Source organism: Kribbella sp. NPDC002412, from assembly GCF_053592935.1.
On the sequence record NZ_JBSFBL010000017.1, the window covers coordinates 26950 to 48955 of the forward strand.

General features: G+C 69.3%; 24 protein-coding genes. 10 read left to right on the plus strand and 14 right to left on the minus strand.

The genetic code is table 11. The features are described from left to right. Positions 1 to 68: 68 nt before the first annotated feature. A complete protein-coding gene (locus tag ACWCOV_RS16015) occupies positions 69 to 1031 on the plus strand; it encodes an endonuclease/exonuclease/phosphatase family protein (protein ID WP_449830002.1) in 963 nt (320 codons plus the stop codon). Here the strand turns inward: ACWCOV_RS16015 and ACWCOV_RS16020 are convergent. Both ACWCOV_RS16020 and ACWCOV_RS16025 read right to left on the minus strand, forming a co-directional pair. Further along, on the minus strand, positions 1026 to 1802 hold the full coding sequence (locus ACWCOV_RS16020; RefSeq protein WP_449830003.1) for a TetR/AcrR family transcriptional regulator: 777 nt from the start codon (positions 1800 to 1802) through the stop codon (positions 1026 to 1028). The two genes, ACWCOV_RS16015 and ACWCOV_RS16020, sit on opposite strands and share 6 nt — an antisense overlap. 20 nt (positions 1803 to 1822) lie before the next feature. Continuing rightward, positions 1823 to 2656: an NmrA family NAD(P)-binding protein gene (locus tag ACWCOV_RS16025; protein ID WP_449830004.1), complete on the minus strand. Its 834-nt coding sequence runs from the start codon at positions 2654 to 2656 to the stop codon at positions 1823 to 1825. Positions 2657 to 2758: 102 nt separating this feature from the next. Between ACWCOV_RS16025 and ACWCOV_RS16030 the strand changes: the two genes are divergently transcribed. Then, entirely contained in the window at positions 2759 to 3859 is a 1101-nt protein-coding gene (locus ACWCOV_RS16030; protein ID WP_449830005.1) for an Rv2578c family radical SAM protein, read from the plus strand. 4 nt (positions 3860 to 3863) lie between these two features. Here the strand turns inward: ACWCOV_RS16030 and ACWCOV_RS16035 are convergent, their stop codons facing one another. Both ACWCOV_RS16035 and map read right to left on the minus strand, forming a co-directional pair. After that, positions 3864 to 4262: a hypothetical protein gene (locus ACWCOV_RS16035; RefSeq protein ID WP_449830006.1), complete on the minus strand. Its 399-nt coding sequence runs from the start codon at positions 4260 to 4262 to the stop codon at positions 3864 to 3866. Positions 4263 to 4523: 261 nt separating this feature from the next. Next, positions 4524 to 5291, minus strand: a complete 768-nt coding sequence (map, locus tag ACWCOV_RS16040) for a type I methionyl aminopeptidase (protein ID WP_449830007.1) — start codon at positions 5289 to 5291, stop codon at positions 4524 to 4526. Between the two features lie 73 nt (positions 5292 to 5364). Here map and ACWCOV_RS16045 point away from each other — a divergent pair, with 73 nt between their 5' ends. The 3 genes from ACWCOV_RS16045 to ACWCOV_RS16055 all read left to right on the plus strand — a co-directional run bounded on the left by ACWCOV_RS16045 (position 5365) and on the right by ACWCOV_RS16055 (position 7545). Continuing rightward, positions 5365 to 5643 carry a helix-turn-helix domain-containing protein gene (locus ACWCOV_RS16045; protein ID WP_449830008.1) on the plus strand — a complete coding sequence of 93 codons (279 nt, stop codon included), beginning with the start codon at positions 5365 to 5367 and terminating at the stop codon, positions 5641 to 5643. A 67-nt stretch (positions 5644 to 5710) separates the two neighbouring features. Then, a complete protein-coding gene (locus ACWCOV_RS16050) occupies positions 5711 to 6877 on the plus strand; it encodes a CapA family protein (protein ID WP_449830009.1) in 1167 nt (388 codons plus the stop codon). Between the two features lie 125 nt (positions 6878 to 7002). Further along, complete coding sequence (locus ACWCOV_RS16055; protein ID WP_449830010.1) at positions 7003 to 7545, plus strand: rRNA adenine N-6-methyltransferase family protein; 543 nt, start codon at positions 7003 to 7005, stop codon at positions 7543 to 7545. A 57-nt stretch (positions 7546 to 7602) separates the two neighbouring features. Here ACWCOV_RS16055 and ACWCOV_RS16060 read toward each other — a convergent pair whose 3' ends face one another. Together ACWCOV_RS16060 and ACWCOV_RS16065 are read right to left on the minus strand one after the other, a co-directional pair. Then, on the minus strand, positions 7603 to 9339 hold the full coding sequence (locus ACWCOV_RS16060) for an ABC transporter ATP-binding protein (protein WP_449830011.1): 1737 nt from the start codon (positions 9337 to 9339) through the stop codon (positions 7603 to 7605). Next, entirely contained in the window at positions 9336 to 11057 is a 1722-nt protein-coding gene (locus ACWCOV_RS16065; protein WP_449830012.1) for an ABC transporter ATP-binding protein, read from the minus strand. The genes ACWCOV_RS16060 and ACWCOV_RS16065 overlap by 4 nt, the downstream gene beginning before the upstream one ends. A 167-nt stretch (positions 11058 to 11224) precedes the next feature. Between ACWCOV_RS16065 and ACWCOV_RS16070 the strand changes: the two genes are divergently transcribed. Further along, on the plus strand, positions 11225 to 12190 hold the full coding sequence (locus ACWCOV_RS16070) for a glycerophosphodiester phosphodiesterase family protein (protein ID WP_449830013.1): 966 nt from the start codon (positions 11225 to 11227) through the stop codon (positions 12188 to 12190). Here the strand turns inward: ACWCOV_RS16070 and ACWCOV_RS16075 are convergent. Next, the gene (locus ACWCOV_RS16075) at positions 12187 to 13455 is read right to left on the minus strand and encodes a M48 family metallopeptidase (RefSeq protein ID WP_449830014.1); all 1269 of its coding nucleotides are present in this window, start codon (positions 13453 to 13455) and stop codon (positions 12187 to 12189) included. The two genes, ACWCOV_RS16070 and ACWCOV_RS16075, sit on opposite strands and share 4 nt — an antisense overlap. 71 nt (positions 13456 to 13526) lie before the next feature. Then, on the minus strand, positions 13527 to 13871 hold the full coding sequence (locus ACWCOV_RS16080) for a PspC domain-containing protein (protein WP_449830015.1): 345 nt from the start codon (positions 13869 to 13871) through the stop codon (positions 13527 to 13529). 153 nt (positions 13872 to 14024) lie between these two features. Between ACWCOV_RS16080 and ACWCOV_RS16085 the strand changes: the two genes are divergently transcribed. Beyond that, the gene (locus tag ACWCOV_RS16085; protein ID WP_449830016.1) at positions 14025 to 14378 is read left to right on the plus strand and encodes an MmcQ/YjbR family DNA-binding protein; all 354 of its coding nucleotides are present in this window, start codon (positions 14025 to 14027) and stop codon (positions 14376 to 14378) included. Here ACWCOV_RS16085 and ACWCOV_RS16090 read toward each other — a convergent pair. Together ACWCOV_RS16090 and ACWCOV_RS16095 are read right to left on the minus strand one after the other, a co-directional pair. Next, entirely contained in the window at positions 14341 to 14925 is a 585-nt protein-coding gene (locus ACWCOV_RS16090) for a DsbA family oxidoreductase (protein WP_449830017.1), read from the minus strand. The two genes, ACWCOV_RS16085 and ACWCOV_RS16090, sit on opposite strands and share 38 nt — an antisense overlap. A 58-nt stretch (positions 14926 to 14983) precedes the next feature. Next, on the minus strand, positions 14984 to 15835 hold the full coding sequence (locus tag ACWCOV_RS16095; RefSeq protein WP_449830018.1) for a GlxA family transcriptional regulator: 852 nt from the start codon (positions 15833 to 15835) through the stop codon (positions 14984 to 14986). Positions 15836 to 15965: 130 nt separating this feature from the next. On the opposite strand from ACWCOV_RS16095, the gene ACWCOV_RS16100 reads away from it, so the two are divergent. Then, positions 15966 to 16382, plus strand: a complete 417-nt coding sequence (locus ACWCOV_RS16100) for a Rid family hydrolase (RefSeq protein WP_449830019.1) — start codon at positions 15966 to 15968, stop codon at positions 16380 to 16382. Here ACWCOV_RS16100 and ACWCOV_RS16105 read toward each other — a convergent pair. Beyond that, positions 16379 to 16939: a GNAT family N-acetyltransferase gene (locus ACWCOV_RS16105; protein WP_449830020.1), complete on the minus strand. Its 561-nt coding sequence runs from the start codon at positions 16937 to 16939 to the stop codon at positions 16379 to 16381. The genes ACWCOV_RS16100 and ACWCOV_RS16105 overlap by 4 nt on opposite strands. A 231-nt stretch (positions 16940 to 17170) precedes the next feature. Here ACWCOV_RS16105 and groL point away from each other — a divergent pair, with 231 nt between their 5' ends. Then, a complete protein-coding gene (gene groL, locus ACWCOV_RS16110; RefSeq protein WP_449830021.1) occupies positions 17171 to 18796 on the plus strand; it encodes a chaperonin GroEL in 1626 nt (541 codons plus the stop codon). A 101-nt stretch (positions 18797 to 18897) separates the two neighbouring features. On the opposite strand, the gene ACWCOV_RS16115 is transcribed toward groL, so the two are convergent. The 3 genes from ACWCOV_RS16115 to ACWCOV_RS16125 all read right to left on the minus strand — a co-directional run bounded on the left by ACWCOV_RS16115 (position 18898) and on the right by ACWCOV_RS16125 (position 20843). Next, on the minus strand, positions 18898 to 19401 hold the full coding sequence (locus tag ACWCOV_RS16115) for a putative immunity protein (RefSeq protein WP_449830022.1): 504 nt from the start codon (positions 19399 to 19401) through the stop codon (positions 18898 to 18900). 38 nt (positions 19402 to 19439) lie between these two features. Next, entirely contained in the window at positions 19440 to 20381 is a 942-nt protein-coding gene (locus ACWCOV_RS16120; RefSeq protein ID WP_449830023.1) for a glycoside hydrolase family 6 protein, read from the minus strand. Positions 20382 to 20444: 63 nt separating this feature from the next. Continuing rightward, the gene (locus ACWCOV_RS16125) at positions 20445 to 20843 is read right to left on the minus strand and encodes a ribonuclease domain-containing protein (RefSeq protein ID WP_449830024.1); all 399 of its coding nucleotides are present in this window, start codon (positions 20841 to 20843) and stop codon (positions 20445 to 20447) included. Between the two features lie 217 nt (positions 20844 to 21060). On the opposite strand from ACWCOV_RS16125, the gene ACWCOV_RS16130 reads away from it, so the two are divergent. Beyond that, positions 21061 to 21993, plus strand: coding sequence for a GNAT family N-acetyltransferase (locus ACWCOV_RS16130; protein WP_449830025.1), 933 nt, complete (start codon positions 21061 to 21063; stop codon positions 21991 to 21993). The last annotated feature ends 13 nt before the right edge of the window (positions 21994 to 22006 follow it).

A 22006-nucleotide genomic window follows, 5' to 3' on the forward strand; every position in this document is an offset into this window, starting at 1 on the left:
GTTGGTGACGGGCGGTGGCGAACGGCGTACTTTCAGGAGTAGTTCGTCTGTCGGAAGGGGTGGGTGACATGACGCTGACGGTGGGGACGTTCAACCTCAACAACCTGTTCGACCGCTGGAACTTCGCGGGTGCCGTGGACGTGCTCGCGCAGGGCACCAGCTCGGTGCCGGCGACGTACACGTTCGACGACGAGCACCGCCGCCGGTTGCAGCTGGACGGCCGCGGCAAGCTGCTGGTGGCGAAGAAGCCCGAGGACACGAACCGGGTCGCCGAGCGGCTGCTGGCCGCGGACGTCGACGTGTGGGTCGTCCAGGAGGTCGAGAACGCCGACGTACTGCGCGAGTTCAACCGCGAGCACCTGAACGGCGCCTACGAGCACGTGATGGTGATCGACGGCAACGACTCGACCCGGTTCATCGACATCGGCATCCTGTCCAGGCGGCCGCTCGGCGGCGTCACCAGCTACCAGCGCACGTTCCACCCGGCCGTGCCGGACCGGCCGATCTTCTCCCGCGACCTGGTCGAGGCGGAGATCCTGGACGCCCAGGGGCGGAGGGTGCTGACCGTGTTCGGCACGCACCTGAAGTCGAAGTTCGTCGACTTCACCGTCGAGGACCCGGTCGCGGCGTTCGAGGCTGCGCAGCTGCTGCGGACCCAGCAGGCGGACACGATCATGCGGATCATCGCGCAGCGGACCAGCACCCGGCAGCGGTTCCTGCTCTGCGGCGACATGAACGACACCCCGGACTCGCCCGCGCTGGCGGCGTACCATAAGGCCGGGATGGTGAACGCGCTGCTGACACCGACCGAGGTCGGCACGGTCACGACGACCGTCGAGCTGCCGGCGAACCCGGCCTGGACGTCGACGTTCAAGGAGTCCGGGCAGCCGCGGACGTTCGACCTGATCGACCAGATCTGGCTGTCACCGGCGCTGGCGCCGCGGTTGCGGGACGCGTTCATCGGCCGGCGCCGCAAGCTCGCACGGGACGGGACCGATCACGATCCCGCCTGGATCTCCCTTGATCTATAGGGGTTTCGCCTGGGCCTCGATCCCGTCGAGGAGGCGGTCGAGGCCGTAGCGGTACGCGTCGGTGGCGGCCTCGCGGACGGTCTCCTGGTAGCCGTTCGCGTTCCAGATGGCCGTCATCGCGGGATGTCTTTCGACGTCGAAGTACGTCTCCCAGAGGTCGTTGCGGTCGTACCACCACGCCTCGTTGCTCTGCCCGGTGGCGCGCTCGACCAGCTCGTTCTCGGCCAGCAGTCCGGCTGCGGAGTCGACGTACGTCGTGATGGCGAGCGCGGCTGTGTTCGTGTCGCGTGGGCTGAGGCTGAGTGGGAGCAGCGTGGAGAGCAGGTACTCGCGGCCGGCCAGCATGCCGGGCCCGACGGGTGGGCGGACGGTGGAGACGCGGGCCAGCCAGGGGTGGCGTTCGTACATCGCTCTGGTCTGCTCGGAGTACACCTCCACCTGCTCGCGCCAGTCCGACGGTCTGGGCTCGCCAGGTCCTGGTAGCTGCCGCTCAGCCAGGGCCTCGTCGACCATGAGGTCCAGCAGCTCTTCCTTGGACGGCACGTAGGTGTAGAGCGTCATCGTGCCTACACTTAGTGCCTTTGCGACTCCGCCCATGGAGGCTGCCTCGAGTCCACGCTCGTCGGCCAACTGGATGCCGGCTCGCACCACTCCGTCGACGTCCAGCGACGGGCGCCGGCCGGCGGTGCGCCGTACCCGCTCTCGCTGGTTCCGCCAGAGCAGGGCGAGCGTGCGCTCGGGCTGGCCTCCACCGCTGTGCCGCACTGTCACAGTGCACAGCGTCCCATGTGTCAGCGGAACGCGTCGGCGTTGGCTACCGCCCACTCGCGGTAGGTGGTCGCCGGGCGACCGGTCAGCTGCTGCACTGTCGGCTCAGGAGTCATGGGGTGCTCAGCCATCATCCGGAAGCCGTCGAGCAGCCACTGTGCGGTCTCGGTGCCCACGATCGGCGTCCAGACGGCCATGTACTCCTCAGGGGACTGCTCCTCGAACTTCACCTCGCGGCCGAGTGCCTGAGCGATGTACTCAACCTGCTGTGGTGCGGTCAGCCCTTCCGGCCCGCTCATGGTGAGCTTCTGGCCGGTGTAGCTCTCGCTGTTGATGACGACTCTGGCGACGGCGGCGATGTCCTTGAGGTCGATCGGCGTCTGGACCGCCGCCGGGTAGGGCGCGCGGACGACGTTCTCCGCCTTGATCGACGCCGCCCAGTCGAGGGTGTTGTTCATGAACTGGCCCGGTCGCAGGTGCGTCCACTCGAAGCCGCCCTGCTCGATCGCACGCTCGACCTTGTAGTAGTGCCACTCGGCCGGATCGCCTTGCGCTTCGTACTCCGCGGGCTCACCGGACAGTACGACGACCCGACGTACGCCGGCCTGTTGCGCGGCAGCCACGAAGTCGTCGACGTACGCCGGAAGCGGCGCGAGGTAGACGGTGTCGATGCCGCGCAGTGCGGCCGGGAGGGTCTCCGGCTTGCCGAGGTAGCCCTTCGCGACCTCGACGGATTGCGGGAGCGCGGCCTTCCTGGGGTTGTTGGTGAGTGCTCGCACCGGCGCGTCTGCCGCCACGAGCTCGTCGACGAGGAGCCGGCCGACGCTGCCCGTCGCGCCGGTCACCAGGATCGTCATTGTGTCCTCCCTTGCTGGCTATTTCCGTAGGGTATACGGGAATAGCTCGGTGCGCACCTGGCCGACTTGAAGATCTGGGGAACATATGTTCGACTGTGGTGCATGAGATGGGCTGGTCAGCAGGTCGACGCGGAGACTCCGGGGACGTTGCCGGGGCTCGGGTCGATCGCGGGCCTGGTCCGGTCGGTGACCACGCCGGAGTTCCGCGGTGTCACCTTCCATGAGGTGCTGGCGCGCTCGGCGCTGAACTCGGTGCCGGGGACGTCGCTGCCGTTCGACTGGACGATCAATCCGTACCGCGGCTGCACGCACGCCTGCCGGTACTGCTTCGCGAGGCCGACGCACAGCTATCTCGAGCTCGACCAAGGCGAGGACTTCGACCGTCAGATCGTCGTGAAGACGAACGTGGCGGACGTGTTGCGGCGAGAGCTCGCCCGGCCGTCCTGGCGTGGCGAGCAGGTTGCCTTGGGCACCAATACTGATCCTTATCAGCGGGCCGAGGGTCGGTATCGGCTGATGCCGGGGATCATCGAGGCCTTGGCGGGTTCCGGTACGCCGTTGTCCGTGCTGACCAAGGGGACATTGCTCCGGCGTGATCTGGACCTGTTGGTGTCGGCGGCGTCGGAGGTGTCTGTCGGCATCGGTGTCTCGCTGGCGCTGGCGGACGAGGAGCTACGCAAGCTGGTCGAGCCCGGCGTACCGTCCGTCCGCGGTCGCCTCGACCTGATCCGCTCCATCCGGGAGGCCGGCCTGCCGTGCGGCGTCATGGTCGCTCCGGTCCTGCCCTGGCTGACCGATTCCGCTGAGCAGTTGGACTTCCTCTTCAGCCAGCTGGCCGACGCCGGCGCCACTGGAGTCACCACTCTCGTGCTCCACCTGCGTCCTGGCGTCAAGGAGTGGTTCATGGCGTGGCTCGCGCGTGAGCGCCCGGACCTGGTTGCGCGCTACGAATCGCTCTACAGGCAAGGCGTCAACGCCGCCCCGAGCTACCAGAACGCCTTCGAAGCAAAGGTCCGCCCCCTCCTCGACAAACACGGCTTCGGCCGCTCCTCCCGCCATCGCGCAGACCCGATGCCCCCTTCGAGTTCCTCCACCCCTCCACGCCCATCCACCCGTTCCAACCCCACCACCGCCCGCTTCCGCAACCCCTACCACCGCACCCCAACCCCCACCCCCGACACCAACCAACAAACCCTGTTCTAGCCGCTCATCGGCCGCTCCCACCGGGATGCTCGATGGTGCCGTAGCCGCCGATGCGGATGATGACCAGGTCCAGGACGCTCCAGCTGAGTGCCTTGTAGAGCTGGGTGTTCGGGTCGTCCGGGGATTGCAGGTCGTCTGGTCCCGAGGCCTGCTCACATGCATCCGCGGCGGCGGAGGTCACTTCTCGGAGGGCGTGGTCGAAGGTGTCGTCGATCCCGGTTCCGCTTGTCTGCAGCTCGCGGGACAGCTCGTCGAGGCGGCCGGCCAGATCGTTCCGGCCGAGGTGCTGCATGTGCGTTCGGGCATTGGTCAGCACTTGTGCGAGGCGAGTCAACGCGAGCTCGACTGCGGCAGGGTCCTCGATCAGCTCTGACATGCGGTAGCCGTTCACCTCGAAAGTCACGGTCACAACGTGACAGGTCCGCGGGAAAGGAACAAGAACCACACCCCCAGCGCGATAAAGGAGTGCACACGCGAAGGCCACGGCGGTCAACGGGATTGCCGGTTGGCCGATCCGATCCGTAAGGCGGAGGGGAGCTTGACCAGGGTCGCGGTGCCCGGGGGACCAGGCTGGTTCCGCCGCCGCCGCCGTCGGACCGGCCCGGCGATCGAGTCGCCGAACACGAACTCGATGTCCTCGCCGGTGTAGCGGGCGCGTGGGGGATTACGCGAGGGTGAGGATTTCGGGGCCGGATTCGGTGATGGCTACGGTGTGTTCGGCGTGGGCGCCTCGGGTGCCGTCGGAGGAGCGGAGGGTCCAGCCGTCGTCGTCGATGACGTAGGTGGTGGTGGAGCCGGTCCAGAACCACGGCTCGATGGCGAAGACGTGGCCGGGGCGGAGTTTGAGGCCGCGGCCGGGGCGGCTGTTGTTGGGGACGTGCGGGTCCTCGTGCATGCGGCGGCCGATGCCGTGGCCGCCGAAGTCCAGGTTGGTGCCGACGCCGGCCGCCTTGCCGATCCGGCCGATCGCGGCGCCGATGTCGCCGAGGCGGTTGCCCGGGACGGCGGCGGCGATCCCGGCCGCCAGGGCCTCCTCGGTGGTGGCGATCAACTCGAGGTCTTCGGCGCGCGGCGTACCGACGCAGAAGCTGATCGCCGAGTCCGCGCACCAGCCGTCGACCGAGGCTCCGCAGTCCACGTTCAGCAGGTCACCGTCCTGAAGCACGAGGTCTCCGGGCAGACCGTGCAGTACGGCGTCGTTCACCGACGTGCAGATCACGCCGCTGAACGGCGTCGTCGCGAAGGTCGGCTGGTAGCCCTCGAACAGCGACACCGCACCCGCGGACCGCAGCACCTCGCGGGCCACCGCGTCGAGCTCGCGCAGCGACATCCCGACCGCGGCTTCCTTCTTCACCGCGGCCAGCGCGCCGGCGACCGCCCGCCCGGCGGCCCGCATCCGCTCGATCTCCGCCGGAGTCTTCAACTCGACCATGCCCGCTCCTCGACCTCGGCCTCTCGGCCACTGCACCTTCCCGGATAACTATACCGGTACTATTATCACGGTCATGGTACGACCACCTCTGTCCAGCTGGGACCGCGAGCGCGGCCGGCAGCTCGGCGCCCTGCTGCGCGAGGCGCGCGGCGAGCGCAGCATGGTCGACGTCGCGGCGGCCTGCGGCGTCTCCGTCGACACGCTCCGCAAGATCGAGACCGGCCGGATCCCGACCCCGGCGCTGTTCACCGTCGCCGCCGTCGCCGCGACCCTGGACCTGTCCCTCGACGCCCTGGTCGCGGCCTGCGCGGACCACCCGGAGACCCAGGACGACTCCAACCTGATCGCCTGACCCGCGAACCAAACCGCCGGCCCCGGCGTCTCCCAAGCAACTGGGGAACGAAGCTTGGGGGCTTGGAATGGCGGTACGACGTCGTGCTGTGCTGGGGGCGATGCTCGCCGGAGCGGGAGCGTTCGCGACGACCGGCTGTATCGCGGACACCGCCGCCGACACAGGTAGCGCAAGTGACACCAAAGCCAAGCCGAAGCCCAAGGAAAACAAGGCGAATCAGCCCGACCGGATCACCTTGGTGGCGACCGGCGACGTACTGCTGCACGAGCGCCTGTGGACCACCGCCAAGCGTGACGGCCGCAAGGGCGGGTGGGATTTCGCGCCGGTGATGAGCAGCGTCAAGCCGATCGTCCAGGACGCCGACCTCGCGATCGCCCACCTGGAAACCCCGCTGGCTCCACTCGGCGGCCCGTACCGCGGCTACCCGCTCTTCCAAGGCCCGCCGCAGATCGCCGCGGCCCTCAAGCAGACCGGGTACGACGTCTGTACGACAGCCAGCAACCACAGCTTCGACAGCGGCGCGGCCGGGGTCGACCGCACCCTCAAGACGCTCGAGCAAGCCGGCCTCCGCCACGCGGGGATGGCGCGCACCCCGGACGAGGCCGAGACCCCAACGATCATTGACGTTCGTGGTGTGAAGATCGCCGTGCTCAGCTACACCTTCGGCTTCAACGGCCTGCCGTACCCCGACGGCGAGACCTGGCGGGCCGGCAAGATCGACGTACCGAAGATCAAGGCGATGGCGCAGAAGGCGCGCAACCGTGGCGCCGAGATCGTGGTCGTCAGCTGCCACTGGGGCGCCGAGTACTCGAGCAAGCTCAACGACCAGCAGCGCGAGGTCGCCCCGCAACTGCTTGGCGACAGCAACATCGACCTGCTGCTCGGGCACCACGCCCACGTCGTCCAGCCGATGGAGAACATCGACGGCAAGTGGGCCGCGTACGGTCTCGGCAACCTGATCGCCGCGCACCGCGAGCCCAGCACCACCAAGGCCGAGGGCATGCTGGTCCGCTTCACCTTCCAACGCGACGGCGACCGCTGGACCACGGCCGACGCCGAGTTCGCCCCGCTGCTGATGACGGACGCGTTGCCGGTCCGGGTTCTCGACGTACGGCGGGAGCTCGCGAAGCCGGGGCTGGCCGTGGCTCGCCGTACCCGGCTGGAGCGCGCCGAACGCCGTACGACGGCGACTGTCAAGTCACTCGGTGCCACACCGAAGGCCCTCGGTCAGTGAGTGCGCGGAGCTGATCCGCGCGTACCACGTCCCGGGCCCGGTCGCGGGCTGGAAAATGCTTTGAACCCGCGCGGGCCGGCTGTCTAGGGTCGGGGTCATGGTTACGTACTTCGTGATGGTCCGTCGTGCCCGCCTCCGGGCAGGCGAGGGGTGCCTGGGGATGGCATCCGCTCGATAGTCGTTGGGCCCAACGCGTCGTCGACGCCGCCGGGGTCAGACCCGGTGAGCTCGTCCTCGACGTCGGAGCCGGACTCGGCGCGCTGACCGCGCCGCTGGTCCGGGCCGGAGCCCAGGTGATCGCCGTCGAGCTCCACCCCGGCCGTGCCGATCGGTTGCGCCGCCGGTTCGCGGACGCGTCGGTCACGGTGGTCCGTGCCGATGCCGCCGACCTGCGGTTGCCGGCCCGGCCGTTCCGGGTGGTGTCGAGTCCGCCGTACAACGTCTCCACCGCACTGCTGAAGCGCTTGCTGGCGCCGGGTTCCCGCCTGGTGTCGGCCGATCTCGTGCTGCAGCGGGCGGTGGCGAACCGGTGGTCTCGCGGTGACGCGCCTGGTGCGAACCGGTGGCTCCGCCACTACGACCCGTCGATCGGTCTCCGCCTTCCCCGCAAGGCCTTCACCCCGCCGCCGCATGTCGACTCAGCAGTCCTGGTGCTGCGCAAACGGTAGAGAGAGCAGAACCCCCGCCGGTCAGAGGTGACCGCCGGGGGTTCTTGCTGTCAGCAACTATCCGTGCCAGGAGTTCCACAGGGCGGCGTACGAGCCCCGGCGCGCCACCAGCTCGTCGTGGCTGCCCAGCTCCGAGATGCGGCCGTCCTCGACCACCGCGACCCGGTCCGCGTCGTGCGCCGTGTAGAGCCGGTGCGCGATCGCGATCACCGTCCGGCCTTCCAGTACGGCGGCCAGCGACCGCTCCATGTGTCGCGCAGCGCGCGGGTCGATGAGCGACGTCGCCTCGTCCAGCACCAGCGTGTGCGGATCCGCCAGCACCAGTCTCGCCAGCGCCAGTTGCTGAGCCTGGGCAGGTGACAACGCCAGCTGCCCGGACCCGACGCGCGTCTCCAGGCCGTCCGGCAACGCCTCGGCCCACTCGCGCGCATCCACTGCGCCGAGCGCGTCCAGCAGCTCCTGGTCAGAGGCGCTGGGCCGAGCCATCGACAGGTTGTCCCGCAGGGTGCCGACGAACACGTGGTGCTCCTGGGTCACCAGCGCGACCTGCTTGCGCAGCTCGTCCAGCGGCAGCTCGGTCATCCCGACGCCGCCGACCGTCACCGAACCCGTCCGCGGCGGATGGATCCCCGCGACGAGTCGGCCGAGCGTCGACTTCCCGGCGCCGGACGGGCCGACCATCGCGATCCGCTCACCCGGCTCGATGGTCAGATCCACGCCATGCAGCACGTCGCGACCCTCGACGTACGAGAACCGAACGTCCTTCGCCTCCACCAGCTCACCGTCAGGTGACCGCCCGGACGGCGTCCGATCGTCCTGTACGTCGCTGATGCCCAGCAACCGCGCGAACGCGGCGCCGCCGGACTGCAGCTCGTCCAGCCAGGACAGCAACCGGTCGACCGGGTCGATCAGCTGGTTGACGTACAGCACCGCGGCCGTGACCGCGCCCAGCGAGACGTGACCGTTGATGTGCAGCCAGCCGCCGAACACCAGCGTCCCCACGACCGGCACGAGGTACCCGATCTCGGCCACCGGGAAGTAGATCGTGCGCAGGAACAGCGTGTATCGCTCGGCAAGGTAGGAGCCGCGGATGTCGGCATCGGTCCGTCGGACGCGCTCGTCGTACCGCCGCAGGGCCTCGACCGTACGGGCGCCCTCGACCGTCTCGGCGAGCGAGCTGGTCATCTGCGCGTACGCCGCGTTCTCCCGCAGGTAGCCGTCCTTCGCCCGGCGCAGGTACCACCACGTGCCCAGCCAGAGCGCCGGCACCATGGCCAGCAGCGGCACCAGCACCCAGACGCCGACGAGCAGCGTCGCGCCGACCGTGAACAGCACGGTGACGAACGCGATGATCGTCTCCGGTACGGCGAACCGCACCGTCCGCGACAGCGTGTCGACGTCCCGCGAGGTGCGGGACAGCAGGTCGCCGGTGCCGGCCCGCTCGACCGTGCCGATCGGCAGCGCGAGCGCGTTGTCGACGAAGTCCTCCCGCAGCTCGGCCAGCACCTGCTCGCCGAGCGCGAACGACTTGAACCGGGCCCATCTGGTCAGCAGCGACTGCGCCACGATGAACACCGCGATCACCAGGATCACCTGGTTGACCTTGGCGGCGGTCGTGCCGCGCTGGACGTCCTCGACCAGGCCGCCGATCAGCCGCGGCGCGGCCAGGCCGGTGACCGCGGCCAGGCCGTGCAGCAGCAGCGCGACCAGCAGCGTGCGCGGGTGCCGCCGGGCCAACCGGCGCGCGTGCCGGCGGATCTCGGCGGGACCCGCGACCGGGAGGATCTGCCTCATCTGAGCGCCTCCTCCGCTTCGGTCTGACGGGTCACGGTCCGGCGGTACTGCGGGTCGGTCTCGAGCAGCGTGCGGTGCTTGCCAGTGGCGACCACTCGGCCGGCGGCGACGAAGATCACCTCGTCGACCCGGTCCAGCAGCAGCGGGCTGGCGGTCAGTACGACGGTGGTGCGCCCGGCCCGGTGGTCGCGCAGCCGGTCCGCGATCCGCGCCTCGGTGTGCGCGTCGACCGCGGAGGTCGGCTCGACCAGCACCAGCACCGACGGGTCGGCCAGCAGCGCGCGGACCAGCACGAGCCGCTGCCGCTGGCCGCCGGAGAACGACCGGCCCTTCTCCTCCACCTCGGAGTCGAGCCCGTCGGTCAACGCGACGAGCACGTCCTCGGCAGACGCCGTGCGCATCGCTGCCATGACTTCTTCGTCGGTACGGCAGTTGTCCGGGTCCAGCTCTTCGCGCAACGTCCCGGTGAACAGTTGGGAACCGGTGTCGCTCACCAGGATCCGCCGCCGGATGTCCTCACGAGTCGCGCTGGCCAGGGTCACTCCGCCGTACCGCACCTCGCTGGTCTCGTCGTACCGACCCAGGCGGTCGGCCAGCGTGTTGTAGGTGTCCGGCTCGGCCGAGACGATCGCCGTGAGCAGGCCGTCGCGGGCCCGGATCCCGGAGACCGGGTCGACCAGGTCGCCGCCGTCCGGCAGCCGCACGGGCTGCACCGGCTCGGTGATGTCGGGCTGCAGCGCCAGCACGCGGATCACGCGGCGTGCGGCGACCAGACCGCGCATCAACTGGTTGGCGAACTCGGTGGCGGTGCGCAGCGGCAGCACCAGGAACGTCGCGTAGCCGTAGAAGGCGACGAGCGAGCCTGCGCTCAGCGTGCCGCGCAAGGCGAAGTGTGCGCCGATGCCGACCACGAGGACGACGAACACACCAGGCAGCAGCACCTGCGCGGCGTCCAGCACGGACTGGATCCTGGCGACCCGCACACCGGCCTGCCGGACCTGCTGCGACTCACCGCGGTACCGCCGGGAGAACGACTCCTCGCCGCCGATGCCACGCAGCACGCGCAGACCGGCCACGATGTCCGAGCCGAGCGAGTTCAGCTCGCCGACCGCTTCGCGTTGCGCGGACTGCCGCCGGTGCAGCGGCCGCAGCATCGGGCCGAGGCAGAACAGCATCACCGGCACGCCGATCAGCACCACCAGGCCGAGCGTGGTCGAGGTGGAGAGCAGGATCGCGGCGACCACCACGAACGCCACGATCGCGCCGCTGAACCGGGCCGAGATCTCCATCAGGTTGCCGATGTAGGCGAGGTCGCCGGCGCCGATGCTGACCACCTCGCCGGTGGCCAGGTTCTTCGGCAGGGTCGCGCCGAGGTCGGCCGACTTCCGGGTCACCACCTGGACCGTGCGGTAGGCGGCCATCAGCCAGTTCGTCACCGCGAACCGGTGCCGCATGATGCCGGCCAGCGCCTGCACCACGCCGACCGCGAACAGCACCGCGGTCCACTGCAGCAGCCGGTCGCCGTCGCGCGCGGCGATGCCCTCGTCGATCGCCTTGCCGAGGATCGCCGGAATGAACGCCTGCGCACCCATCCACAGGATGCCGAACGCCATCCCGCCGGCGAGCGTGCGCGACTGACCGCGCGCGACCCAGAGCAGGTAACGGGTCGGCGAGCGGTGGTCGGGAACGCCGGGATCGGCGAGGGGCAGCTGTCTCATGGCCCCCTCAGGCTAGGTGTGGCCACCGACGTTCCGCATGCGAATTACTCGCACCTGGGGACCGTCACGGTGCGTGCCGCCACGGTCTCCCCGCGCATCAAAAGACCTTCACCTTGCGTTGGGCAACGAGTTCCCGGGCCGCCATGTCGGCCGCCTGTCCTGGATCCATGCTGGTGATCGCGCATCGGGGAGCGAGTGGCTACCGCCCGGAACACACGCCGGCGGCTTACCGCCTGGCTGCGGCCCAGGGAGCCGACTACCTGGAACCGGACCTGGTCGCCACCCTCGACGGCGTCCTGGTCTGCCGGCACGAGAACGAGATCTCCGGTACGACGGACGTCGCCGACCACCCGGTGTTCGCGGACCGCAAGGTCACCAAGATCGTCGACGGCACCGCGGTGACCGGCTGGTTCGTCGAGGACTTCACGTACGAGGAGCTGCGGCAGCTCCGGGCGCGGGAGCGGATGCCCGCGCTGCGGGCCGGCAACACGGCGTACGACGGGCTGGAGACGATCCCCACCTTCGACGAGGTGGTGGCACTGGCCCGGCAGGAGTCACTCCGGCTCGGGCGGCCGATCGGCGTACTGCCGGAGATCAAGTACCCGGCGTACTTCCGGCGGCTCGGACTGCCGCTGGAGGAGTTGCTGACCGAGCGGATCCTGACGCTGGGCCTGCGCAACGACGAGATCATGGTGCAGTCGTTCGAGCCGACCAGCCTGCGCCGGCTGTCGGTGATGACGCGGGTGCCGCTGGTTCAGCTGGTGGACGCGGAGAGCGCCCCGAACGACTTCCTGCGGACCGGCGACGGCCGCACCTTCGCGGACCTGATCGAACCCGCCGGCCTGCGCGAGGTCTCGACGTACGCACAGGTCTTGGCGCCGCACAAGGACCTGGTCATCCCGCGCCGCGCCGACGGCTCCCTGGGCGAGCCGACCCGCCTCGCCGACCAGGCCCACCGCCTCGGCCTCGCAGTCCAGCTCTGGACCTTCCGGGCCGAACGCCGCTTCCTCCCCACCGGCACAGACTTCCGCACCGAGCTCACAACCTTCACCCGCCTAGGCATCCAAGGCATCTTCACCGACCACCCAGACCTGGCAGTAGCAGCGGTTCGTCGATCCGCTCTGAAGGTCTAAAGCGCACTGCGAAATGCGGCCAGGACCGTCTGACCAGCAGGTGCCAGCTCCGCGTCGACGTTCCTGCTCTCGTCGAGCCCGAGCACGACTCTCGCGCTGGTGGCGGGCCTGGCCCGGATCAGTCTGGTCCGCAGGTACGTCGGCGGATGCATGGCATCGGTCCGAGTCTCACGGCTCCGGCTGGCCCTGACCCGCCGCTCGATCTCGCGCCTCGGCACCTCGTTCACCGCGCGCCGGACGGCCTCCAACGGCTCGATCTCGCTGCCGAACCGCAGTGCTCGCTCCATCGCCCGGAAGGCGGTGTCGCTCAGCAGCAACCGTTCCAGCGCGTGTGCGGTCGCCTCCGAGCCCGCGATCTCACCTGCCCTCCGGTCAGCCAGGTACTCGGCCCGCTGGCTGCCGCGGAAGTACGCCCGGTCCAGCAACCAGCCGTACCCACGCACCAACCCGCCGACCGTGGCGTTCACCAGGCGCGTGATGAATCCGACGTACGTCGCATCCGCGTTGATCTGGTAGCTCAGGTCCTGGCGGTACCTGTCGAGCGGCTGCTCGGAGAAGGTCAGCCGCAGCTCGTGCAGGATCGACTCCGCCGCACCGATCACCCAGCCGTGGTGGGCGTCGCCGTTCCGGCCGTGTCCCAGCTCGTGCGCCAGGACCGCGACGCGCTCCTGTGGGCTCAGGCTGGTCCACAGCGGCAGGCCGATGCCGATCACCGGGCGGAAGCGCCAGCCGATTCGGCCGAACCACAGGTTGGCTTCCGCGTCCACGACCACGGCCGCGATCTTCTGGGCGCCGAGAGCGTCGGCGATGCGGTCCAGGACGCCGTACAGGCTCGGGGCTTGGTCGCGGAGGACGAGTTGGGCGTCAGGAGGCAGCTTGTCGGCGCGAGGGCGGAAGAGGTGCGCGACGGCGAACGCGAGCAGGGCCAGGGGAACGCTGAGCCACAGTGGCCGGTAGAAGAGCAGGAGTGCGATTCCGCCTGCGAGTGCCAGAAGCGGCAGTACGAGGACGAGCGCCGAGAGCAGATAGGCGGCGACGCGGGCCGCGTCCAAGCCGGGGCGGTGGATGCTGCCGGTCTCCAGCTCGCGGTAGAGGGCGTCGGCGAGCCTGTGCTCGAGCCGAAGCCGCCAGGCAGGCGTGGGGTCTGTTTGCGGAGACGGGTCGATGTTCCAGTCACACTGGTCGCACCAGGTGACGTAGTGCTGTTCGACCCTGATCTGGTGCCCACAGTCGGGGCAGTTCGTCACGTCCTCGGTGCTCTGCACGCGAGAAGTGTGCCAGGGCGGGCAGCAGGGCGACGGTCGCTCGCGACTGGGTCACCCTGCTGCTGCGTCGGTCATGCCGCCGGGGGCTTGTTGTTGGTGGGGTTGGTGTCGTCGTAGATGCGGGAGGCGATGTCGGCCTCGGGGGTCGGCTGCGGCTGGTTCACGGACTGCTGGACGTTCTGCCAGACGGCCTTGCCGTCGGACTCGGGGATCACGACCCAGGCGATCACGTAGCCGATCAGGGCGGTGCCGCCGGTCAGCAGGGTCAGGCCGACGATGCCGAGGCGGACCAGGGTCACGTCGATGTTCAGGTACTCCGCGATGCCGCCGGAGACACCCGTGAGCATCCGCTGGTCGCGGGAACGCCGGAGAACCTTGCCGGACAGGTTGGAGAACGGTGCGTTGGAGTTCGTCATGGCTCAACTCTCCCGCCTGAGGGGCCCCCACCACATCCGGATCGGTACCGACCCACCCCTGACCCGACCCCGGGCCCGAACCTCCAGACCCCCGTACGACTTTCGGGCCGGAGCAGGGGCGGAACTGTCGGTGGGGGTGGTTACGGTCGGGGGATGGATGGTGGTGTGCTGGTGAAGGTCGTGCTGGGGTTGCCGGGGGTGGAGGAGCATGAGGGGTGGGCGGGGCAGCCGGTGTTCAAGGTGCGGAACAAGAGCTTCGCGTACATGTCGGAGGACGAGACCAGGCTGCTGCTCAAGTCGCTGCGCGAGGAGCAGGAGGCCCTGGTGGCCGAGAACCCGGAGGTCTTCGCGCCGTCCTGGGCCTCCGGCCGGTTCGCCTGGCTCGACGTCGACATCGAAGCGGCCGACGACGACGAGCTCCGCGAGCTGGTCACCGAGGCGTGGCGCCTGACCGCGCCGAAGTACCTGATCACCCAGCTGGACGCAGCACAGTCGTCAGGTCCCTGAACCACACGCGCGGCCGCAACCCGCTGACGGACTGGCCGAGGACGTTCCAGGTGGGTGTGCCCTCCACGCCGTACTTCTTCGCCTCCCGTTCGGACCGGTCCAGAGCGGCGTACGCCGTTCCGTCGGCCAACGCGGCCCGCAGCCGCGCGGGGTCGCCACCCGCCGCCTCGGCCAGGATCGCGAGCAGGTCGACCGACTCGATGTCCTGCCCCTGAGCGAAGTACGCGGCGAACACCGACTCGGCGAACCGCCGGGCCACCCTCGGCCGGGTGTTCTTCAGCCACTCGAACGCGGCCAGCGCGCGACGCGTGTTCGGCATCCGGCTCGACCAGCGCAGCGGCAGACCGGCCGCTTCGGCCTCCCGGGCCAGGAACTCGTACGTCGGTCCGACCCGCGGCCCGGCCGGCTTCCCACCGGGCGGGATCTCGGGATGGATCCGGATCGCGTGCTCGACCACCTCGATCCCGCGTTCGCGCAGGATCCGGTTCCGGTCCTGGGCGATGTAGCAGTACGGACAGACGAAGTCGAACCAGTGCTCGACGACCATCAAGAAACTCCTCGAATGTTCAACTACCTGCCTCGGTACAACGCGCCCGAGGGCTGGTTCAGTCCCGCGCCGCCTGGCGGTACGCGGACGGGGTGGTGCCGACCTCGCGGCGGAAGGTCTCGCGGAACGTGCTCGCGGTACCGAAGCCGGCCGCGGACGCGATCCGCTCGATCGTCCAGTCCGAGGTCTCCAGCAGCCGCCGTGCGCTGAGCAGCCGCTGCTCCACGACCCAGCGCATCGGCGGTACGCCGGTCTCGTTCTCGAAGTGCCGGATGAAGGTCCGCCGCGGCATCGTGGCGTGTGCGGCCATCCGCTGCACGGTCAGCGGCTCGCCGAGGTGCTCCAGCGCCCAGGCGCGGGTGGCGGACAGGTCCGACCGCGGTGGCGTGCGCAGGTCGACGTACTGCTGCTGGTCCCCGCCGCGGACCGGTGCCGCGACGATCCCCTTGCCCGCCTCGTACGCCGCGGTCTCGCCGAGGTCGGTGCGGATGACGTGCAGGCAGGCGTCGATCGTGGCGCCGCCGCCGGCCGACGTGAGGATCTTGCCGTCTTCCACGAACAGCTTGTTCTCCAGCACGTTGATCCGCGGATGCAGTCGCCGCAGCGGTGCGACGTACTGCCAGTGCGTGGTCGCGTCGCGGCCGTCGAGCAGACCTGCGTCGGCCACGGCGAACGCGCCGGTGCAGACCGCGACGATGCGTGCCGAGCTGCCCGCGAGCAGGTCCAGGTACGGCGTCGGCAGCGGCTCCTCCGGATCGTCGTACCCGGGTACGACGATGATGTCGGCGTCCGCCGCCGCCGCGACGACCTGGTAGCCGGGACAGCCACCGAACAGGTACGACGGGATGCTGAAGTCGATCGGGATCACGCGCGGCAGGTCCAGCACCGCCACCGTCAGCTTGGTCGCCACCCGCTCACCGCCTTCCTCTCGACATCCCGGCACGAACCCTGCGGGATCTGGCACGGCTGCCGCTGTTCGACCCACCGTGCGCTCACTAGGTTGATTGAATCTTAATCTTGTGAACCAAAAGGGGTGCCGAGTGACCGAGAACTTCGGAGTGCCGTGGGAGACCGCCTACGGGTACGTGCAGGCCATCAAGTCCGGCGACACCATCTATCTGTCCGGCCAGCTGTCCCACAAAGGCGCCGAACTGGTCGCGCCGGCGCCGGTCGACGAGTCGGGGGTGGCGACCGACTTCTCCAGCATCGGCGACCAGCTCCGGCAAACCTACGCCAACGCGCAGGAGCTGCTGGGACGGTACGGCGCCTCGCTCGACAACGTGGTCGAGGAGGTGGTCTACGTGCTCGACATGGACGCAGCCTTCGAAGTGGTCGGCCAGATCCGCAAGGAGGCCTACGGCCGCGAAGATCCCCAGGTCGCCAGCACCATCGTCGGCATCACCCGCCTGGCATTCCCCGAGCAGCTGGTCGAAATCAAGTTCGTCGCGAAGGTCTAGAACGTCTTGCGGACCAGGACCCAGCGTGGGTTGGTTCGGCTGATCTCGGTGAAGCCGGCGGTCAGGTAGACCGTGAGCGGGCCGCGGTAGAGGTCGGCTGAGGAGGTGCGGTCTACCTCCTCGACGTCGACCGCGCACGCTTCGACGGCGGAAGCGCCGTACGACTGGGCGAAGTCGGTGGCGCCGAGGGCGAGCTCGCCGGCGATGCCCTGCCGGCGGTGGCCGACGGGTACGACGAAGCAGGTGATCACCCAGGCGTCCGGCTGGTCGGTGCGCCAGTTGGGGGAGGCGACCACCCGTGGGTACGCCGTTCGCGGGGCGACCGCGCACCAGCCGACCGGCGCGCCGTCGTCGTACGCCAGGACTCCAGGTGGGACCTCGCCGTGGCAGACCTGCTTGCGGAGGTCGCTCCGGTTGCTCTGCTGCGTGGCCGCGTTCCATTGCTTTCCGCGCAGGCGGAAGTACTGACAGAAGCAGCGCGCCGGGTCGCCGCGCTCACCCATCACGGCGGCGACGTCCTGCCACGAGTCCGGGCCGGCCGCTCGCACCTCCACCATGGGGCCTACCGTAGCGGGGGCCGGCTTGCACTCGCTTGGGGCGAGTGCTAATACTTGGTTAGCACTCCATGGGTGAGAGTGATAAATCTCGTGCCCGCGGAGTGTGACAGAAGACGGCCTCGATGAGGTGCCGGAGCGTGGCGGGACGTGACCGCCGCGGTGTGGCGCCGTCCGTCGCGGGCATCTCGGCCGGCTGAACACAAAGACTCGACGCGGGAGGACTCGCGGAGAATGCCCAAGCTGATTTCTTTCAATGAAGAGGCGCGCCGCGGCCTCGAGCGGGGGATGAACACCCTCGCCGATGCGGTCAAGGTGACGCTCGGCCCGAAGGGCCGCAACGTCGTCCTGGAGAAGAAGTGGGGCGCCCCCACGATCACCAACGACGGTGTCTCCATCGCCAAGGAGATCGAGCTCGAGGACCCGTACGAGAAGATCGGGGCCGAGCTCGTCAAGGAAGTTGCGAAGAAGACCGACGACGTCGCGGGTGACGGCACCACCACCGCCACCGTGCTGGCCCAGGCTCTCGTCCGCGAGGGTCTGCGCAACGTTGCGGCCGGCGCCAACCCGATGAGCCTGAAGAAGGGCATCGAGAAGGCGACCGAGGCGGTCAGCGAGCAGCTGCTGGCGCTGGCCAAGCCGGTCGAGACCCGGGAGCAGATCGCTGCGACCGCGTCCATCTCGGCCGCCGACAACCAGGTCGGCCAGATCATCGCCGAGGCGATGGACAAGGTCGGCAAGGAAGGCGTCATCACCGTCGAGGAGAGCAACACCTTCGGCCTCGAGCTCGAGCTCACCGAGGGTATGCGCTTCGACAAGGGCTACATCTCGCCGTACTTCGTCACCGACACCGAGCGGATGGAAGCGGTCCTCGACGACCCGTACATCCTGATCGTGAACAGCAAGATCTCCAGCATCAAGGACCTGGTCCCGGTGCTGGAGAAGGTGATGCAGACCGGCAAGCCGCTGGCCATCATCGCCGAGGACATCGAGGGCGAGGCGCTGGCCACCCTGGTTGTCAACAAGATCAAGGGCACCTTCAAGGCCGTCGCCGTCAAGGCGCCGGGCTTCGGTGACCGCCGCAAGGCCATGCTGGTCGACATCGCCGTCCTCACCGGCGGCGAGGTGATCTCCGAGGAGGTCGGCCTCAAGCTCGACTCCGTCGACCTGGAGCTGCTCGGCCAGGCCCGCAAGATCGTCGTCACCAAGGACGAGACGACCATCGTCGAGGGCGAGGGCGACGCGGACCAGATCGCCGGCCGGGTGAACCAGATCCGCGCCGAGATCGAGAAGTCGGACTCCGACTACGACCGCGAGAAGCTGCAGGAGCGGCTGGCCAAGCTGGCCGGTGGCGTTGCGGTGATCAAGGTCGGCGCGGCCACCGAGGTCGAGCTGAAGGAGCGCAAGCACCGCATCGAGGACGCCGTTCGCAACGCGAAGGCGGCCGTCGAGGAGGGCATCGTCGCCGGTGGTGGCGTGGCGCTGCTGCAGGCGTCGGTGATCGCGTTCGAGAAGCTCGAGCTCGACGGTGACGAGGCCACCGGTGCCGCCATCGTGCGGTCCGCGGTCGAGGCGCCGCTGAAGCAGATCGCCGTGAACGCCGGCCTCGAGGGCGGCGTCGTGGTGGAGAAGGTTCGCAACCTCGAGCCGGGTCACGGTCTGAACGCCGCGACCGGTGAGTACGTCGACCTGATCGCCACCGGCATCATCGACCCGGCCAAGGTGACCCGGTCGGCGCTGCAGAACGCGGCGTCCATCGCGGCGCTGTTCCTCACCACCGAGGCCGTCATCGCCGACAAGCCGGAGAAGGCCGCGGCCGCTCCGGGTGGCGCGCCTGACATGGGCGGCATGGACTTCTGATCCACTGAAGTCCAGCAACACCACAGCACCACAAACGGTCCCGGGCCTCGCCCGGGACCGTTTGCTGTTGACGGGAGGAGGCCCCGCAGCGCTCCGAGCAGTCAGTTGCGCAAGCCGCTGTCGAGTCGGTGCGTGAGGAGGCCGACCCGGCTGCGGGAGGGTTCACGGGCCGGCCAGTGACGTACGACGTCCCGGACGGCTGCCGACGCGTGGTCGATGGCCCAGTCGATCTGGCTGTCGCCGGGCTCGTCGGTAGCCAGCTGGTAGGCCTGTGCCATGGCGACCGCCGGCCCGAGCACATGGTTCAACTGGTGCGGGGACTCGAGGTCGTGGATGTACGGCGCCCCGGCGGCACCGACCGCAGCGCGCGCCGCGTACTTGGCGGCCGGGTCGTCGACCTCGCCTGCGGCCTTCTGCGCTGCCCAAGCGGCTGAGCGCTGGCGCTTCGACCGCTCCCCGCCGTTCGCGTAGTCGCGGGCGGCTTCGATCGCCTCGCGAGGCCGGGTGTCGCCGGGAGCCGCTGCCTCGAAGAGCGGCAACGCCCGCTCGGCACAGTCGACGGCGAACTGGGTGATGGCACGACGGTCTTCGTCGGTCAGCTTCATACGTGTCAACCGTATCGTTGAACCTGTCGGTTGAGACTTCACATTCCGGCGATCAGGCGCTTGGCGAGGGTGGCCGAGAAGGTGCCGGCCGGGATGCCCTTGCCGATCCCGCAGTCACCGTCGGAGTCGCCGGGGACCTTGAGCCAGAGCAGCAGGTCCGCGCCGCCGCCGACCTGGGACGGCGCGCCGAGCTTGCGACCAGCCGGGTTGCACCACTCGCCGTTCGAGCCGTTGCCGTTCCGGCTGGTATCGACGACGAACTGGGTGCCGCCGCCGAGTGCGTTCTTGATCGCGTTGCCCTTCGTCACCGACTGCTCTGTGGTGTAGTAGTTCGACACGTTCAGCGCGAAGCCGCGGATCTTGCCGACGTCGGCCAGCCGCAGCCGGCGGGCCATCTCACCGGCCTCGATCCAGTTGGCGTTGCCGCCGTCCAGGTAGGCCCAGGTGTTCGGATTCTTGGTCGCGATCTGGTTGACCGCGTACTTCAGCAGGTCGATCCGCACCTGCCGCTGGTTCTCCGCCATGCAGTCGAGCTGCGCCAGCGCGTCCGGCTCGATGACGACCACGGCCGGCCGGTTGCCGATCCCGTCGGCGAACTTGGCGATCCAGTCCCGGTACGCCGCCGGCGACCCGGCGCCACCGCCGGAGTGGCCGCCGCAGTCGCGGCCCGGGATGTTGTACGCGACCAGGATCGGCAGCTTGTCCGCCCGGTCCGCGGCGGTGGTGTACGACGTGACAGCCGCCTTGATGTCACCGCTCCAGCTGCCGAACCAGCGCCCGCCGGCCTTGGTGGCGATCTGGTTCTTGATCTCGGTCTCGTTCGGGTGCTGCTTCATGTAGACGGCCGGGTTGGAGTTCGGGTCGACGTAGAAACCGTTGGTGAGCTGGACCGGGTTGCCGGCGGCCGGCCCGGGAACGAGCTGGCCGCCGAGGGTGAGCATTCCGGCGGTGAGCAGGGCGGCCGTGGACAGGAGAGCCATCGCGGGTAGGTCCTTCCGTGAGGGAGTGACTACTCAACGTGCCCACGACATTACCCTGCGGGATCAGCTGTCTTCGTCGACCGCGCAGAAGGACGAGTAGTGGTCGTCGGTGTAGTAGACGTACTCCGGCGTGGTCTTCGCGCCGCCGCCGACCAGCCGGCGGGCCCCGCGGTCGTCCGAGCCGGGCGTCTTCACGGTGTACTCGTGGTAGTAGCCACTCGCCTCGTCCGGCAGGATGCCCTCCCGGTTCTGGAACACGGTCCCGTCCTGCGGGTACGGGAACGGCCCGCCGGAGTGGACGAGGTCGAGCGTGTCGGAAGCCTGCGACGGCAGCGAGCTCAGTGCGCAGGTCGGGATCGCGGCAACAGTGCTGACGGACGTCGGCTCAGCGGGTACGGCGTACGCCGTCGAGCCGAGCGTGGTCGCGGTGGCGAGGGTGAGGGCGGCGATGAGGGTTCTCATGTCCGGGAGGCTTCCCGGGCGGAGGTGCCCCGGTACATCTCAGCTGTGAATAACCGCTGGACTATGACCCCGCCCAGCACCTAGTGTCTGCGGCGGCGAGAAGGATTCCCGGAGTGGAAGGAGCGACCGATGAACACACTGACTTGTTTCCCGGCGCGCCCGGTCCGCTCGCACAGCTCGCACTGAGCGGACGATCGCGCCTCCTGCTGGAGGATTCGTGAACATCCGCACCACCGTCGAGGCAGACCTCGACACCATCCTTGCTCTGATCGAGCAGAAGTCCGTCAACACCGTCACGCTCGAGCGCTACCGCGAGTACATCGAGGCCGGCTACTACCGGCACGACTGGACCTGGGTCGTCGAGGACGACGGCAAGATCCGAGCCCTCGCCATCTGGTGGGGCGCACCTGACGAGGACCACCCGTTCAGCGTCGACGGCCTGTACTACGTCGGCGACGGCGACCCGGTCCCGGTCTGGACGGCCCTGATCGAGCACACGCTCGCGGTGCGCCCGGCCGACGCCGAGCCGCCGGAGTACCACTTCTTCCTGGACAGCGACTGGCAGGACGATCCGGACGTGGTCGCCGGGCTCGACTCGCGCAGCCGGGCCGCCGCGGCCGCCGGGCTGACCGAGATCACCGACCGGCTGCGGTACGAGTGGAAGCCGTCGTACGGACTGCCGGAACGGTCCACGCGGCTGCGGTTCGAGCCGGCCGACGACGAGGCGTTCGTGGACGTGTTCGCCCGGGTCGCCGAAGGCAGCCTGGACGCGGCCACCGCGCGGGAGATCGCCCGGCTCGGCGTCGAGGGCGCGGCCCGCGCGGAGCTCGAGTTCTACAAGTCGATGCCGGGCGACCGGAGTTGGTGGCGGCTCGGGTACGACGCCGACGGAAAGCTGATCGGGTTCGCGCTGCCATCGGCCAACGCGGGCGGGCCGACGGTCGGGTACCTCGGGGTGCTGCCCGAGCACCGCGGCAAGCGGTACATCGACGAGCTGCTTGCCGAGATCACCCACGTCCACGCGGAGCTGGGCGCCGAGCGGGTGACGGCGGACACCGACTTCGGCAACGTGCCGATGGCGAAGAGCTTCGAACGCCAGGGATATCGAACCTTCGCGGTCCGCCGGGTCCTGTCCTTCCCGGAGAGCTGATCCGAGCCCTATG